The sequence below is a fragment of the Sphingomonas sp. ID0503 genome (assembly GCF_048565625.1).
Classification (GTDB): domain Bacteria; phylum Pseudomonadota; class Alphaproteobacteria; order Sphingomonadales; family Sphingomonadaceae; genus JBLZUR01.
Genome location: NZ_JBLZUR010000002.1, coordinates 3,124,036 through 3,138,985 on the forward strand (window position 1 = coordinate 3,124,036; position 14,950 = coordinate 3,138,985).

A 14,950-nucleotide genomic window follows, 5' to 3' on the forward strand; every position below is an offset into this window, starting at 1 on the left:
TTAAAGACCGAGCGCCACCGCGCTCCAGTATGTTGCTCCGGCCGCCAGATAAGCGAGGCCGAACAGATAGAGCAACATGAACGACGGCCATTTCCACCCGTTCGTTTCACGCTTGGTCACCGCGATAGTCGACAGGCACTGCGGCGCGAAGACGAACCAGGCGAGAAAGGCGAGCGCGGTCGGCAGCGGCCAGCGGTTGCGAAGGCGGTCTACCAGCGAGCTCGCCTGCTCCTCCTCATCCGCCGTGTCGATCGCGTAGACGGTGGCGAGCGAGGACACCGCCACCTCTCGCGCCGCCATCGCCGGGATGATCGACAGCGCGATCTCGTGGTTGAACCCGATCGGCCGCACCACCGGCTCCAGCACCGACGCGATCCGCCCGGCGACCGAATACTGCACCTGGCTCTGCCCCTCCGGCGCCTGCGGGAAGGAGAGAAGCGCCCAGAGCGCGATCGTCACCATCATGATCGTGGTGCCCGCCCGTTTTAGGAAGACGAGCGCGCGCTGCCACAGGCCCAGCGCCACGTCGCGCCAGATCGGGGCCTGGTATTTCGGCATCTCCATCATGAAGCCGTGACTGGCCCCGCGCGCGATCGTCCGGCGCAGCACCAGCGCGGCGAGCATCGCACCGACGATCCCCGCGATGTAGAGGCTGAAGAGGACCAGTCCCTGCAAGCCCACCCCCGGCCCGACCCGCGTGTTCGGGATGAACGCCGCGATGATCACCGCATAGACGGGCAGCCGCGCCGAACAGGTCATCAGCGGCGCGATCAGGATCGTGGTCAGCCGGTCCTTCGGGTCATCGATCGTCCGCGTCGCCATGATGCCGGGGATCGCGCAGGCGAAGGAGGAGAGAAGCGGGATGAACGCGCGGCCCGAAAGGCCCACCCGCGCCATCATCCGATCCATCAGGAACGCCGCGCGGACCATGTACCCGCTCGCCTCCAGGATCAGGATGAACAGGAACAGGATCAGGATCTGCGGCAGGAACACCACCACCGATCCCACGCCCGCGATGATGCCGTTGCTGATCGCCGACCGGATCAGCCCCTCAGGCAGCGCCGCCTCCACCGCCTTCTGCATCCAGGCGAACAGATCCTCGATCATCGCGACCGGCGCTTCCGACCAGCTGAACACCGCCTGGAACATCAGGAAGAGCAAGGCGGCCAGGATCATCGGCCCCATCACCGGGTGCAGCGCCACCGCGTCGATGCGGTGGGTGATCCGGCGCGTGGCGCTCTCCTCGACCGTCACCTTGGCGGCGATGGCGCGGGCGCGACGTTGCAGGGCGATGATGTCGTCGCTGACCTCATGGCCGCCCTTGCGCAGCCGGATCGCACCCGCGACCAGCCCGTTCAGCGTCCCGCACAGATCGTCCAGCCCACGCTTCCTGACCGCCACCGTGCGCACCACCGGCACGCCCAGCTCGGCCGACAGCGCGTCGAGGTCGATCACCAGCCCCTCGCGCTCGGCGAGATCGACCATGTTGAGGGCCACCACCGTCGGCAGGCCCAGCGCGACCAGCTGCAGCGCGAAGCGGAGGTGGTTGTCGAGATTGGTCGCGTCGATCACCACGACGAGCGCCGAGGGCAGCCGCTCGCCCTCCTGTTTCCCGAACAGCACGTCGCGCGTCACCGACTCGTCGGGGCTGGCGGGCTCAAGGCTGTAGGTGCCAGGCAAGTCGACCACCTCGACCGGCCTGCCATCGGGCAGAAACATCCGCCCCGATTTCCGCTCGACGGTGACGCCGGGGTAATTGCCGGTCTTCTGCCGCGCGCCGGTCAGCGCGTTGAACAAAGCCGACTTGCCGGCATTAGGGTTGCCGACCAGCGCGACCAGCGGAAGCGTCGTCATCAGTGGGTCTGCTCGATCACCGTCACCGTGGCGGCATGGGCGCGGCGGATCGCGACGATCATGCGGCCGACCCGGCAGGCCAGCGGATCGCGTCCGAACGGTCCGCTGTGCAGCGCCTCGATCCTGACGCCCTCGTCGAAGCCCAGCTCGCGCATCCGCCGCCCCTCACCGTCGCTAAGGGCTGCCCAGTCTATCGAATCGATGGTGGCCGCACGGCCGCGGGGAAGCTGATCGAGGCGCAATGAAGGATGTCCGCAGGTTTCTGCGAACGATTAGCAAGACCGGTCCTCTCCGTCCACCGCTTAACCCTCGACCAACGTTCCGGCACGGCGAGAAGCAGCAACCTAATCGTGGCTCCGTCCGAAATCCGGCGCGGCATCGTCCTGCCCCTGTTCGATGATCGACCGCCGCACCGCCCGCGTCCGCGTGAACAGCTCGTAAAGCGTGTCGCCGTCGCCCCAGCGGATCGCGCGCTGCAGGGCAGTCAGGTCCTCGCTGAACCGCTGCAGCATTTCCAGTACCGCGTCCTTGTTCGCCAGGAAAACGTCGCGCCACATCGTCGGGTCGGACGCGGCGATGCGGGTGAAGTCGCGGAAGCCGCCGGCCGAGAACTTGATCACCTCGCTTCGCGTCACCTCCTCCATGTCGGATGCGGTGCCGACGATGGTGTAGGCGATCAGGTGCGGCAGATGGCTGGTCACGGCGAGCACGAGGTCGTGGTGCCGCGCGTCCATGATCTCGACATTGGCCCCCAGCCGCTCCCAGAAACTGCGCAGCCGCTCGACCGCCGCCTCCGGCGCATCGGCGGGCGGCGTCAGGATGCACCAGCGGCCCTTGAACAGGCTAGCGAACCCCGCCTCCGGCCCGCTGTTCTCCGTGCCCGCGACCGGGTGGCCCGGAATCACGACATGGCCGGGCAGCACCTCGGCCAGCGCATTCGCCACCGCCTCCTTGGATGATCCCACGTCGGACACGATCGCATCTGCCGGCAAATCCGCCGCAATCGCCTCGCCGACACTGCGCATTCCGCCGAGCGGCACCGCCAGGATGACGAGGTCGGCGTCGATCACCGCCGCACCCGCTGTGTCGGTCACGTCGTCGGCGAAGCCCAGCTCGATCGCCTTGGCGCGGACATCGGGGTTGGCATCATGTCCGGTGATCGCGACGGTCGGCATCTCCGCCCGGATCGCCCGTGCGATCGAGGAGCCGATCAGCCCCAGGCCGATGATCGAGACGCGGGAGAATGGCAGCATCAGGCGGATACGGTCTGCGCCTGCGCGACCAGCTCCTTGAGCCCCGCGACCACGCCCTTCACCTCGTCCTCGGTGCCGATGGTAATGCGCAAGGCATGGGGCAGCCCCTGATTGGGCAGCCAGCGGACGATGTATCCCCGGTCCATCAGCCCATGATAGGCGGTCTCGGCCGACAGCGCGCCCTCGAACAGCACCAGCACGAAGTTCGCCTTGCTCGGCACCGCACGCAGGCCGATCGCCTCGACTTGCTCCGCGAACCATGCCCGCCAGCGGTCGTTATGCGCCCGGCTAGCTTCGACGAAGTCATCGGCGGAAAGAGCCGCGATCGCCGCCTCCTGCCCCGCCGTCGTCACGTTGAACGGCGCGCGGATGCGGTGCATCGCATCGATCGCCTTCGCCGATCCGTAACCCCAGCCGATCCGCTCGGCGGCAAGGCCGTGGATCTTGGAAAAGGTCCGCGTCACCAGCACGTTCGGCTCGCTCTCGGCCAGCGCCAGCCCGCCATCGTCCTCGGCCTCGGTCAGGTATTCGGCATAGGCTTGGTCGATCACCAGCATGCAGTCCTTCGGCAGCCCGGCATGCAGCCGCGCGATCTCCGCCTTGGGGATGAACGTGCCGGTCGGGTTGTTCGGATTGGCGACGAACACCACCCGCGTCCGCGCGTTTACATGGGCGAGCAGCGTGTCGACATTGGTGCCGTAATCCTCGTCCGGTGCCTCGACCGGCGTCGCCCCGACGCGCCGCGCCGCGAGCGGGTAGACCGAGAATCCGTAGCGGACGTACAGCACCTCGTCGCCATGCCCGGCATAGGCCCCGGCGACGAGATGCAGGATCTCGTCCGATCCCGTCCCGTAGATGATCCGCGCCGGATCCAGCCCGTACTTCGCCGCCAGCGCCTCACGCAGCTTCGCCGCCGCCGCATCGGGATAGCGATCCAGCGTCACCTCCGCCGCCGCGAACGCCGCCTTGGCGGCCGCGCTGGTGCCCAGCGGGTTCTCGTTGGACGACAGCTTGTGGACGCGCCGGCCATCGTCGGTCGTAGCGCGGCCGGGAACATAGGGCGCGATCGCCGTGATCCACGGCTTGGGTATGGGTTCGCTCATGGCCGCGCGCTTTAGCCGAGCCGGTGGAGGAGGTGAAGGCGTACCCTCACGCCGCCCATCCCGAGCGAAGTCGAGGGACCCACATCGAGCGAAGCCGAGATGTCCTATCTGCCAAGACCTCGGCTACGCTCGGCCATCGCCCTCGACTTCGCTCGGGACAGACGGTGATGGCCCACGTTGACACCCGCCCCGCCCCCGCGCATCGCGCCCCCATGCTGGACACGCGCTTCGGCCTCGATCGTCGCGTCACTCTGCCCGGGCCGCTGGCGCTCGATGGCGGCGGCAGCCTCGCGCCGGTCGAGATCGCCTACGAGACCTATGGCTCGCTCCACGCCGATCGCGGGAACGCCATCCTCGTCTGTCACGCGCTGACCGGCGATCACCACGTCGCCTCCGCCCATCCGATTACTGGCAAGCCAGGCTGGTGGGCGCGAATGGTGGGGCCGGGCAAGCCGATCGACACCGATCGCTGGTTCGTGATCTGCGCCAACGTGATCGGTTCCTGCCTCGGCTCCAGCGGCCCCGCCTCGACCGATCCGGCCACCGGCAAGCCCTACGCCATGACCTTCCCGGTCATCACGCTCCGCGACATGGCGCGCGCGCAGGCGATGCTGATCGATCATCTCGGCATCGACCGCCTCTTCGCGGTGGTCGGCGGGTCAATGGGCGGGATGCAGGTGCTGGAATGGGCGGCGACCTTTCCGGATCGCGTCCGCTCCGCCGTCATCATCGCGTCCGCTGCCCGCCATTCCGCGCAGAACATCGCCTTTCACGAGGTCGGGCGGCAGGCGATCATGGCCGATCCTAAATGGCGCGGCGGCGACTATTACGACAGCGGCGATCCGCCCGCCGCCGGCCTCGCCGTCGCCCGCATGGCGGCCCACATCACCTATCTGTCGGAGGCGGGCCTGACGAGCAAGTTCGGCCGCCGCCTCCAGGCGCGGGAGGCGAAGACCTTCGGCTTCGACGCCGACTTCCAGATCGAAAGCTACCTGCGGCATCAGGGCCTCAGCTTCACCGACCGCTTCGACGCCAACTCGTACCTCTACATCACCCGGGCGATGGACTATTTCGATCTGGCGGAGGAGCATGGCGGCACCCTCGCCAACGCCTTTGCCCGGTCGCAGACCCGCTTCTGCCTGGTCAGCTTCGACACCGACTGGCTCTATCCGACCGCCGAATCCCGCGCCATCGTCCAGGCGCTGAACGCCACCGGCGCGGAGGCGAGCTTCGTCGAACTCTCCTCCCCCTTCGGCCACGACGCCTTCCTCCTCGACGTGCCCGAACTCGACCGGGTGGTCGGCGGCTTCCTGCGCGGCGGGCGCGCGTGATGGACCCGGCCTACACCCTCTCCGACGATCCCGCCGCGCTCCAGCTGGACGTGATCCACGGATATCTGTCCCGCAGCTACTGGTCGCCGGGCATCGGACGCGATCTCGTCGCCCGCGCCCTCGCCGGGTCGCATTGCGTGGGCGTCTACAAGGACGGAGTGCAGGTCGCCTTCGCTCGGGTCGTCACCGATCACGCGACCTTCGCCCATCTTGCCGACGTCTTCGTGCTGGAGGATCATCAGGGCAAAGGCCTCGCCTCCGCGATGCTCGGCTACTTCCACGGCCATCCGCGCCTGCAGAACCTCCGCCGCTGGACGCTGAACACCCGCGACGCGCACAGCCTCTACGAACGGCACGGCTGGACCCGCATCACCGAAGGCGACCCCGCGCCCTTCATGCAGCGCTACGATCCGCAGGCGTCAAGCCGGTGACCGGTCTCCGCCCCGATCTCGCGATCATCGCCGCCAATGTGGAGCCGGGCAGCCGGGTGCTCGATGTCGGCTGCGGGGACGGCGCGCTGATGGTGGCCCTCCGTGACCAGCGGCAGGTGAGCGCGCGTGGCATCGAGATCGACGGCCGTGATGTCGCCACCGCCGTCTCGCGCGGCCTGTCGGTGGTGCAGGGGGACGCCGACGTGGACCTCGCCGGCTACCCCGATGGTGCGTTCGATTACGCGATCCTCAGCCAGACGCTGCAGACGACGCGCGCGCCCGACAAGGTGCTCGAACAGCTGCTCCGCATCGGCCGCCGCGCCTTCGTCTCATTCCCAAACTTCGCGCATTGGCGAGTGCGGGCATCGCTGCTCTGGGGTGGGCGGATGCCGGTCACCCGCACACTGCCGATCGCCTGGTACGCCACGCCGAACATCCACCACGTCACGGTGGACGACTTCCGCGCGCTGGTGAAGGAACGCGGCATTACTCTGGAACGCGCCTGGTTCCTGAACGGCGACCGCCAGACCAGCGCCGCCGCCGCCAACTTCCGGGCGGAACACGCGGTGTTCCTGATCCGCCGCTAGCCCCGCAGCGTCGCCCCGGCCTTCGCCGCCGCCGCGACGATCCGCTCGGAAATCGCCTTCAGCTCCGCATCGGTAAAGCTCTTCTCAGCCGGCTGCAGCGTCACCTCGATCGCCACCGACTTCTGCCCCTCCGGCACGCCCGCGCCGGTGAACACGTCGAACAGGGCCGCATCCACGATCGCCACCTTGTCCGCGGCCCTGACCGCGCGGAGCAGCGCGTCGGCCGGTGCTTCTGCACCCAGTAGGAACGCGAAATCGCGCTTCACCGCCTGCAATGCCGGCGGCGCGTAGGCCACCCGCATGAACCCGCTCTCGCGCTTGGCCGGCACCGCATCCAGGAAGATCTCCGCCGCGACCGCCGTGCCGTCGAGGTCGAAGGCCTTGGCGAGCGAAGGATGCAACTCGCCGAACTCGGCCAGCACCTGCTTCGGCCCAAGGCACAGGCGCGCCGACCGGCCGGGGTGATAGGCGGCACCTGCGCCGTCCAGCACCTGCAACCGCTCCACCGGCGCGCCAGCCGCCGCGAGGATCGCGACAGCCTCCGCCTTCGCGTCATAGGCATCGAACGCCTGCGCCTTGCCGCCCTGCCAGCTCCGGCCGACGCGGTCGCCCGTTAGTAGCAGGCCAAGCGTCGTCCGCTCGCCATCCGCCAGATAGCGCCGCCCGATCTCAAAGAGACGGATGCTCGTCGCCCCGCGATCGGCATTGCGCCGGGCCGCGCCGATCAGGCCGGGCAGCAGCGAGGGCCGCATGACCTTCAGATCCTCGCTGATCGGATTGGCCAGCGTCCAAGCGCCCCCGCCAAACGGTGCCGCTTCCTTCTCGGCGATGAACGACCAGGTCACCGCCTCGTTCAGCCCGCGCGCCGCCGCCGTCCGCCGCACCCGGCGCTCGACAAGCTGCTCGGGGCGGGCGGTCGGCTTCGCGACACCCTCGGCACGCGGCAGCGGGGTGACCGGCACCTTGTCGATGCCCTCGATGCGGATCACCTCCTCGACCAGATCGGCCGGCCCGTCCACGTCGCGCCGCCATGTCGGCACGGTGACGGTCCAGTCGCTCGCTACGGCGAATCCGAGCCGTTCGAGGATCGCCTTCTGCCGATCCGCCGCGACTGCAAGTCCGCCCAGCGTCTCGCAAAGCGTAGGATCGTAACGCACGGTCCGGTTGGCCGCAGGCGAAGTCCCCGCTCGCGTCACAGCACTCGGCCGTCCGCCGCAATGCTCGATCACCAGCCGCGTCGCCAGCGCCAGCCCCTCCTCGACAAAAGCCGGATCGACGCCTCGTTCGAACCGCTGGCGAGCGTCGCTGGTCAGCCCCAGCTTCTGCCCGGTCAGCGCGATGTGATCGGGATCGAAGAACGCGCATTCGATCAGCACGTCTGTGGTCGTCTCCGACGCACCCGAAGCCTCCCCACCCATCACGCCCGCGATACCCAGCACCCCCGCTTCGTCGGCGATCACCGTCATCGACGGGTCGAGCGCATAGGTCTTGCCGTTCAAGGCCAGCAGTTCCTCGCCCTGTACCGCTTTCCGTGCGGTCAGCCCGCCTGTCAGCTTGGCGCGGTCATAGACGTGCAGCGGACGGCCAAGGTCGATCGACACGAAGTTGGTGATATCGACCAGAGCGGAGATCGGCTTCTGCCCGACCGCCTTCAGCCTGTCCGCCATCCACTTCGGCGCCGGGCCATTCGTGACGCCGGACACGTTCTGCGCGTAGAAGGCCGGGCACCCCGCCGGATCGTCTGTCTGTACCTCTGGCGCGGCTTCGTCACCCACCACCGGCTCCAGCGACGTCTGCCGATAAACCTCCGCCAGCGGCCTCAGCGTCCCCAGCCCCGCCGCCGCCAGATCGCGCGCGATGCCCCGGACGCCCATGCAATCCTGCCGGTTCGGCGTGATCGCCACGTCGAACAGCGGATCGTCCAGCCCCGCCCATTGGGCATAGACGGCACCAACCGGCGCATCCTCGGGCAGCTCGATGATCCCGTCATGGTCCTCCCCAAGCTGCAGCTCGCGGGTCGAACACATCATGCCGTTCGACTCGACACCGCGGATCGCCGCGACCTTCAGGGTGATGTCCGCACCCGGCACATACGCACCGGGCGGGCCGAACACTCCGACCAGCCCCGCCCGCGCATTCGGCGCGCCGCAGACCACCTGCAGCGGACCGTCACCGGCATCCACGGACAGCACCTGCAGCTTGTCCGCCTGCGGATGCCGCTCGGCCGTCAGCACCCGGGCGATGCGGAACGGCGCCAGCGCCTCCGCCGCGTTCTCCACGCTTTCGACCTCCAGGCCGATGCGGGTCAGCGTCTCGGCCACCTCAGTCGCTGTGGCGTCGGTGAGGAGATGCCCCTTGAGCCAGGACAGGGTGAACTTCATGCCCCCACTCCCCCGCTCAGCGTGGGCACATCCAGCGCCGCGAACCCGTAGTGCCGCAGCCAGCGCAGATCGCCGTCGAAGAAGGCGCGCAGGTCGTCCATGCCGTATTTTAGCATCGCCAGCCGATCGATCCCGCAGCCAAAGGCGAAACCCTGCCATTCGGCCGGATCGAGCCCGCAGGACGCGATTACCTTCGGGTGAACCATGCCGGAACCCAGGATCTCCATCCACCCGTCCGGCTCCGCCCCGCCGATCACGCGGCGACCCGTCTTGTCGCGGGTGAAGCCGACATCGACCTCCGCCGACGGCTCGGTGAAGGGGAAGTAGCTGGGGCGTAGGCGCAGGACGATGTCGTCGCGCTGGAAGAACGCCTTCACGAAGGTCTCCAGCGTCCATTTGAGATGGCCGAGCGTAATGCCGCGATCGATCACCAGCCCCTCGACCTGATGGAACATCGGCGTGTGCGTCGCATCGCTGTCGGAACGGTAGGTGCGGCCCGGCGCGATGATGCGGATCGGCGGCGGTGTCGTCATCATCGTGCGGATCTGCACGGGCGAGGTGTGAGTGCGAAGAAGCATCTTCTGCCCACCGTCGGCGCCCTCCGGGAAATAGAACGTGTCGTGCATCGCCCGGGCGGGATGCGTCTCCGGGATATTGAGCGCGGTGAAGTTGTGCCAGTCGTCCTCGATCTCCGGCCCGGTCGCGACGGCGAAACCCAAATCAGCGAAGATCTCCGCAAGCTCGTCCATCACCTGGCTGACCGGATGCACCGACCCCTGCGGCGCGGCCTGCGCCGGCAGCGTCAGGTCCAGCTTCTCCGAAGCCAGCCGCGCATCGAGCGCCGCCTGCTCCAGCGCCACCTTCCGCGTGGCGATCGCCTCCGTCACCGCCTCGCGCAGCCCCTGAATACGCGGACCCTCGACCAGCCGCTCCTCCGGCGACATGCCGCCCAGCGTCTTGAGCAGCGCCGTCACCTCCCCCTGCTTGCCGAGAGCACGAACGCGCACCGCCTCCAGCGCGGCAAGGTCGGCAACGGCGATCTCCGACAGGAGACCGGATTGGAGTGCGGGCAGATCGGTCATGGGCTGAGGGCGATGCGGTGAAGCCGCGCCGCCGTCAACCTCAGAGGCGGGTCATCGCCAGCACGGCGGGGTTGCCGTAGCGTTCGCCGGCGGTCTGTCCGCACGGCGCGGCCGCTTCCAGCTCGGCGAGGTCTTCCGCCGTCAGGTCCAGGTCGGCGGCGGCAGCGCTGTCCTCCATCGTGACGCGGCGCTTGGCGCCCGGTATCGGCACGATGTCGTCACCCTGTGCGAGCAGCCAGGCGAGCGCCACCTGTGCCGCCGATGCGCCATGCCGCGCGCCGATCGCCTCCGCCACGCGGACGACCTCGAAGTTCGTGTCGAAGTTCTCTTCCGAATAGCGCGGATCGTTGAGGCGGTAGTCACCCTCGCCGAGGTCCGCGCGCGACTTGATGCTGCCGGTCAGGAAGCCGCGGCCGAGCGGGGAATAGGGCACGAAGCCGATGCCGAGTTCACGCAGCACCGGCAGGATGTCCTCCTCCACGCCGCGCTCCCAAAGGGAGTATTCCGATTGCACGGCAGCGATCGGGTGAACGGCATGGGCGCGGCGGATGGTGTTCGCCCCCGCCTCGGAAAGCCCGAGCTGGCGGACCTTGCCCGCCTGCACCAGCTCCGCCATCGCGCCCACCGTCTCCTCGATCGGCACGTTCGGATCAACGCGGTGCTGATAATAGAGGTCGATCGTCTCGATCCCGAGCCGCTGCAGCGACTCGTCACACGCGCGGCGCACGTTCTCGGGTCGCGAGTCGACGCCGGACATCTTCCCGTCCTCGATCCGGAAACCGAATTTGGTGGCGATCACCAGCTTCTCGCGACGGCCTTTGATCGCCCGGCCAACCAGTTCCTCGTTCTTGTACGGCCCGTAAACCTCTGCCGTGTCGAGGAAGGTGACGCCGAGGTCGAAGGCGCGGTGCAGGGTCGCGATCGACTCGTCCTCGCTCGCCTGCCCGTACATGCCGGAGCCAATCCCGGCCATCGGCATGCAGCCGAGCCCGATGGCGGAGACGGTTAGGCCGGGGGCGAGATCGCGATAGCGCATGGGGAACCTCCAGATTGGCGGGGCGGGAGGTGGGTGCGCCACGGACAAAAGAAAAGGGCGCCGGTGTCGCCACCCGCGCCCTCAACTCGATCCGGTCAGAGGTTACGCCGCGACGCGGGCGTCCTCCGGCAGGGCCGCCTTGGCCTGCGCGATGACGGCGGAGAACGCCGCGCCTTCGTGCATCGCCATATCGGCCAAAACCTTCCGGTCAAGCTCGATGCCGGCCAGCTTCAGACCGTGCATGAACACGCCGTAGGTCAGGCCTTCGACGCGGACGGCCGCGTTGATGCGCTGGATCCACAGCGCGCGGAACGAACGCTTCTTAACCTTGCGGTCGCGGTAAGCGTATTGTCCGGCCTTCTCCACCGCCTGGCGGGCGATGCGGATGGTGTTCTTGCGGCGGCCGTAATAGCCCTTTGCATCTTCCAGGATGCGGTTGTGCTTGGCGCGGGTGGTTACACCGCGTTTGACGCGTGCCATGTCTCAGCGCTCCTTACTTGAGGCCGTAAGGCGCCCAGAGCTTCACCGTCGCCGTATCGGCGTCGGAAAGCACGGAGGTGCCGCGGTTCTGGCGGATATACTTGCCGTTATGGCTGATCAGGCGGTGGCGCTTGCCGGCGACGCCGTGCTTCAGCTTACCGGTGGCGGTAAGCTTGAAGCGCTTCTTGACGCCGCTCTTCGTCTTGAGCTTGGGCATTTTCATCTCCTCGTAAGTGCGACGTTAGCAGACGGCCACGGCAGCCCATTTAGCCGGGCAGTCTTTCCAAATCGCGAGAGCGCGGGCCTATAGCGACGAGTCCGCGCTGAGGCAACCGATTCAGGACCGCCCTCGGCCCCGTCGTTTCGGAACCGGCCTTCGCTTTGGCGGTTTGCAACCGTCATGGCTACCTCCGCACCCGCTCCACGCCGCTGGCCCCGTACAGAGCGGGGGCAGGGTGCCCTCGGCATCGGCCTCTCGATCTTCGCGACGATCATCGGCCTGATCGTGCTCGCCTGGGCGATCCTCTTCATCACCAAGGGCCGCTTCCTCAAGCACACGTTCGAGCGGATCGTCTCCGGGTCGACCGAGCGCAAGGTGACGGTTGCGGGCGATTTCCAGCTCTATTTCGCACCCTTCAAGCTGAAGTTCCTGGCGGACGGCCTGACCGTCACCAACCCGGCCTGGGCACCGCGTCCCAACTTCTGGGAATCCAAGCACCTGGAGATCTGGGTCAGCCCCTGGAGCCTCGTCTTCGGCGATCGCTACAAGATCTACACGGCCGAGTTGATCGATGGCCGCGCCGACCTCGAATGGGACGACGCGAACAAGCGCAACACCTGGACCTTCGGCGATCCGAACCAAAAGGGCGAACCCTTCACCCTGCCGCTGATCAAGCGCGCGATGATCACCGGCACCGAACTCCACTATCGCGATCCGCTGCTGCAGCTTGTCACCGACATCAAGGTGAACACCGTCCGCGCGCAGAACACTGCCGTCACGCAGGACATCAGCTTCACCGGCGACGGCACGATGCGCGGCAAGGCCTTCGTGATGAACGGCGCGATCGTTGCCCCGAATGCGACGCTTGAGGGCGACGCGCTCAACTTCCGCATGCACGCAACCTCGATCGGCAACATCCTCGACGTCACCGGCAAGCTGCCCGGCGTGACCGAGATCGAGGGCGGGCTGTTCAACCTCTACGTACGCGGGCCGAACCTCGCCCGTCTGTTCGACTTCATCGGCGTCGCCGTGCCCGACACCCGCCGCTACCGCCTCCGCTCCGACCTCACCAAGGTGGGGGAGGAGTGGCGCTTCACCCGGATGCGCGGCGGGTTCGGAGATTCGGACCTCGCCGGCAAGATGACCATCTCGATGCCGGCACCTGAGGACCGGCTGAAGATCGTCGCCGACCTGTCGTCGAACAAGGTCGACATCATCGATATCGGACCCTTCATGGGCTACGAGCCGAACGCGCTTGCCACAAAGGGCGCGGTCGCGGCGGTCGAGCAGACGGGCGGCGCGCCCCGCATCTTGCCGGATGCGCCGCTCCGCATCGAATCGCTCAAGATCTTCGATGCCCATGTGAACTACCGGGTGAAGACAATCCGCGCACCCAGTCTGCCGGTGTCGAACATCAAGCTCACCTTCGATCTCGATCACACCTTGCTCAAGCTGTCGCCGCTCACGATGGACGTGGCCGGCGGCCATCTCGCCTCGGACATCGAGATCAACGCGCGGACCAAGCCGGTCGAGACCACCTACGACATCCGCCTGTCGCCAACGCCGATGGGGCGTTTGCTCTCCGGCTTCGGCGTGTCGAACAACGGCACCACCGGCACGGTGAAGGCGCGCGTGAAGATGAGCGGGGAGGGTGACACCGTCCGCGAATCGCTCGCCTCCTCCGACGGGCGCATCGCCATCATCCTGCCCAAGGGCGATTTTTGGACGCAGTACATCCAGCTCGCCGAGTTCGACGTCGGCACCTTCGTTCAGAAGATGTTCCAGGATAAATTGAAGAAGCCGGTCGAGATCAACTGCGGCCTGATCGCCTTCACCGTGCGCGACGGCAATGCCAGCGCCGATCCGATCCTGATCGACACCAAGAAGAACGTCATGCTCGGCACCGGCGGCTTCAGCTTCAAGGACGAGTCGCTGGACATCCGCTTCCGCGCCGACGCCAAGAAGATCAGCCTGTTCTCCGGCCAGTCGCCGGTCGGCATCAGCGGCCATTTCGCGGCGCCCGGCATCCAGATCATCACGCCGGAGCTGCTGGCGCGTGGCGGCGTTGGTGCGGCGGCGGCGCTGGCGGTTGGGCCGCTCGCCGGCATCCTCGCCTTCGTCGATCCGGGTGATGCCAAGGGCGCCGCCTGCGGCCCCGTCCTCTCGGGTGCCAGCGCCGCGGCCCAGAAGACCAAAGACGGCGAGTCGCGCGACGACGTCGGCGACGGCAAGTCGAAGAAGAAGAAAGACTAAGCGGCGGCGTCTGCCGGCGGCTGCGGCCGGCGGACCAGCAGCAGGGCGCCCGCGATCAGCGCCGCGCCCAGATAGTCCGGCAGGGTCAGCCGCTCCCCGTAGAAGACCCAGCCGAGCGTCGCCGCGATGATCGGCTGGATCAGCAGGGTCAGCCCGACGACGATCGGCTCGACCCGACTGATCGACAGGATGATCAGCCCCTGCCCGAACACCTGGCTGCCGAGCGCGAGGAGGAGGAGCGGACCCCAATGGTCCGGCCACACCTGCTCCCCGAAGGCCAGGGAGGTCAGCAGCAGCGGGAGCGTGCCCGTCAGCGTCATCACGGTCAGCCGTCCGAACGGCGACACGCTTCCCGCGCGATCGGCGAGGATCAAATATCCGGTGTAGAAGATGCCGGCCAGCAGGCAGAGCCCGTCGCCCATCAGGTTCTTCGGCGAAAGCTCGTACGACCGCCCCATCAGCAGGACGACCCCCGTCGCCGCCAGCGCGAGAGCAATCGCCTGCCCACGCCCCGGCAGCTGCCGCGCCACGATAAATCCGTAGATCGGGAACAGGAAGCTCGTCACATTGCCGAACAAGGTCGCGTTCGCCAGCCGCGTGTGGAGGATGCCCGCATGCCAGGCGGCCAGGTCGGCGGCGAAGAACAGCCCGCCGCAGACCAGCGCCACCCAAGCCCCGCCCGCATTCCGCGCCGGCAGCCTCTGCCCGAGCCGCATGGTAATGAGGACGATCAGCGGTGCCGCGATCGTCAGCCGCCAGAACCCGGCCGCCACCGGCCCGACACCCGCCAGCCGCACCATCCACGGCCCGAAGGCGAGCAGCACGTTGGCGAGCAGCAATGAGGGAAGGCCGAGCAGCCCCGCGAGCCGCGCTTTGCCGCCGGACAGAGGTTCTTGTGCGCTGCGGCGATGCATGGCCGACGCTAACCACTATCTCTTC

Annotated in this window: 14 protein-coding genes; 4 read left to right on the top strand and 10 right to left on the bottom strand. The window is 67.8% G+C overall.

What is annotated here, in order from left to right; all coding sequences use genetic code 11:
• From feoB to hisC, 4 genes are all read right to left on the bottom strand, one after another.
• Positions 1-1,854: a ferrous iron transporter B gene (gene feoB / locus ACM608_RS16315; protein WP_419684624.1), complete on the bottom strand. Its 1,854-nt coding sequence runs from the start codon at positions 1,852-1,854 to the stop codon at positions 1-3.
• Positions 1,854-2,096 (bottom strand): FeoA family protein, encoded by a 243-nt coding sequence (locus tag ACM608_RS16320; RefSeq protein WP_419684625.1) that lies wholly within the window; start codon positions 2,094-2,096, stop codon positions 1,854-1,856. Before ACM608_RS16320 ends, feoB begins: the two co-directional genes overlap by 1 nt.
• A gap of 102 nt (positions 2,097-2,198) precedes the next feature.
• Positions 2,199-3,107 (bottom strand): prephenate/arogenate dehydrogenase family protein, encoded by a 909-nt coding sequence (locus ACM608_RS16325; protein ID WP_419684626.1) that lies wholly within the window; start codon positions 3,105-3,107, stop codon positions 2,199-2,201.
• On the bottom strand, positions 3,107-4,210 hold the full coding sequence (gene hisC, locus ACM608_RS16330) for a histidinol-phosphate transaminase (RefSeq protein WP_419684627.1): 1,104 nt from the start codon (positions 4,208-4,210) through the stop codon (positions 3,107-3,109). Before hisC ends, ACM608_RS16325 begins: the two co-directional genes overlap by 1 nt.
• 212 nt (positions 4,211-4,422) lie before the next feature.
• Between hisC and metX the strand changes: the two genes are divergently transcribed.
• From metX to metW, 3 genes are read left to right on the top strand one after another with little or no spacing between them, the layout of a single operon-like run.
• Positions 4,423-5,541, top strand: a complete 1,119-nt coding sequence (metX, locus tag ACM608_RS16335; RefSeq protein ID WP_419685257.1) for a homoserine O-acetyltransferase MetX — start codon at positions 4,423-4,425, stop codon at positions 5,539-5,541.
• Positions 5,541-5,972, top strand: a complete 432-nt coding sequence (locus tag ACM608_RS16340) for a GNAT family N-acetyltransferase (protein ID WP_419684628.1) — start codon at positions 5,541-5,543, stop codon at positions 5,970-5,972. The genes metX and ACM608_RS16340 overlap by 1 nt, the downstream gene beginning before the upstream one ends.
• A complete protein-coding gene (gene metW, locus ACM608_RS16345; protein ID WP_419684629.1) occupies positions 5,969-6,559 on the top strand; it encodes a methionine biosynthesis protein MetW in 591 nt (196 codons plus the stop codon). Before ACM608_RS16340 ends, metW begins: the two co-directional genes overlap by 4 nt.
• Here the strand turns inward: metW and pheT are convergent.
• The 5 genes from pheT to rpmI form a co-directional block, all read right to left on the bottom strand.
• Positions 6,556-8,940 (bottom strand): phenylalanine--tRNA ligase subunit beta, encoded by a 2,385-nt coding sequence (gene pheT / locus ACM608_RS16350; protein ID WP_419684630.1) that lies wholly within the window; start codon positions 8,938-8,940, stop codon positions 6,556-6,558. The genes metW and pheT overlap by 4 nt on opposite strands.
• Positions 8,937-10,022, bottom strand: coding sequence for a phenylalanine--tRNA ligase subunit alpha (gene pheS / locus ACM608_RS16355; protein ID WP_419684631.1), 1,086 nt, complete (start codon positions 10,020-10,022; stop codon positions 8,937-8,939). The genes pheT and pheS overlap by 4 nt, the downstream gene beginning before the upstream one ends.
• Before the next feature lie 40 nt (positions 10,023-10,062).
• Positions 10,063-11,058 carry an aldo/keto reductase gene (locus ACM608_RS16360; protein ID WP_419684633.1) on the bottom strand — a complete coding sequence of 332 codons (996 nt, stop codon included), beginning with the start codon at positions 11,056-11,058 and terminating at the stop codon, positions 10,063-10,065.
• A 102-nt stretch (positions 11,059-11,160) separates the two neighbouring features.
• Positions 11,161-11,538: a 50S ribosomal protein L20 gene (gene rplT / locus ACM608_RS16365; RefSeq protein WP_419684634.1), complete on the bottom strand. Its 378-nt coding sequence runs from the start codon at positions 11,536-11,538 to the stop codon at positions 11,161-11,163.
• A 13-nt stretch (positions 11,539-11,551) separates the two neighbouring features.
• Positions 11,552-11,755: a 50S ribosomal protein L35 gene (rpmI, locus tag ACM608_RS16370; protein ID WP_419684635.1), complete on the bottom strand. Its 204-nt coding sequence runs from the start codon at positions 11,753-11,755 to the stop codon at positions 11,552-11,554.
• Between the two features lie 183 nt (positions 11,756-11,938).
• Between rpmI and ACM608_RS16375 the strand changes: the two genes are divergently transcribed.
• Complete coding sequence (locus ACM608_RS16375) at positions 11,939-14,011, top strand: AsmA family protein (RefSeq protein WP_419684636.1); 2,073 nt, start codon at positions 11,939-11,941, stop codon at positions 14,009-14,011.
• Here the strand turns inward: ACM608_RS16375 and ACM608_RS16380 are convergent.
• Positions 14,008-14,925, bottom strand: a complete 918-nt coding sequence (locus ACM608_RS16380) for a DMT family transporter (RefSeq protein WP_419684637.1) — start codon at positions 14,923-14,925, stop codon at positions 14,008-14,010. The genes ACM608_RS16375 and ACM608_RS16380 overlap by 4 nt on opposite strands.
• Between the last annotated feature and the right edge of the window lie 25 nt (positions 14,926-14,950).

What these genes read in the sequence shown, in the direction of transcription:
- feoB (WP_419684624.1), bottom strand. Translation starts at nt 1,854, where the DNA reads ATGACGACGCTTCCGCTGGTCGCGCTGGTCGGCAACCCTAATGCCGGC.
- ACM608_RS16325 (WP_419684626.1), bottom strand. Translation starts at nt 3,107, where the DNA reads ATGCTGCCATTCTCCCGCGTCTCGATCATCGGCCTGGGGCTGATCGGC.
- hisC (WP_419684627.1), bottom strand. Translation starts at nt 4,210, where the DNA reads ATGAGCGAACCCATACCCAAGCCGTGGATCACGGCGATCGCGCCCTAT.
- metX (WP_419685257.1), top strand. Translation starts at nt 4,423, where the DNA reads ATGCTGGACACGCGCTTCGGCCTCGATCGTCGCGTCACTCTGCCCGGG.
- ACM608_RS16340 (WP_419684628.1), top strand. Translation starts at nt 5,541, where the DNA reads ATGGACCCGGCCTACACCCTCTCCGACGATCCCGCCGCGCTCCAGCTG.
- pheT (WP_419684630.1), bottom strand. Translation starts at nt 8,940, where the DNA reads ATGAAGTTCACCCTGTCCTGGCTCAAGGGGCATCTCCTCACCGACGCC.
- pheS (WP_419684631.1), bottom strand. Translation starts at nt 10,022, where the DNA reads ATGACCGATCTGCCCGCACTCCAATCCGGTCTCCTGTCGGAGATCGCC.
- ACM608_RS16360 (WP_419684633.1), bottom strand. Translation starts at nt 11,058, where the DNA reads ATGCGCTATCGCGATCTCGCCCCCGGCCTAACCGTCTCCGCCATCGGG.
- rplT (WP_419684634.1), bottom strand. Translation starts at nt 11,538, where the DNA reads ATGGCACGCGTCAAACGCGGTGTAACCACCCGCGCCAAGCACAACCGC.
- rpmI (WP_419684635.1), bottom strand. Translation starts at nt 11,755, where the DNA reads ATGCCCAAGCTCAAGACGAAGAGCGGCGTCAAGAAGCGCTTCAAGCTT.
- ACM608_RS16375 (WP_419684636.1), top strand. Translation starts at nt 11,939, where the DNA reads ATGGCTACCTCCGCACCCGCTCCACGCCGCTGGCCCCGTACAGAGCGG.
- ACM608_RS16380 (WP_419684637.1), bottom strand. Translation starts at nt 14,925, where the DNA reads ATGCATCGCCGCAGCGCACAAGAACCTCTGTCCGGCGGCAAAGCGCGG.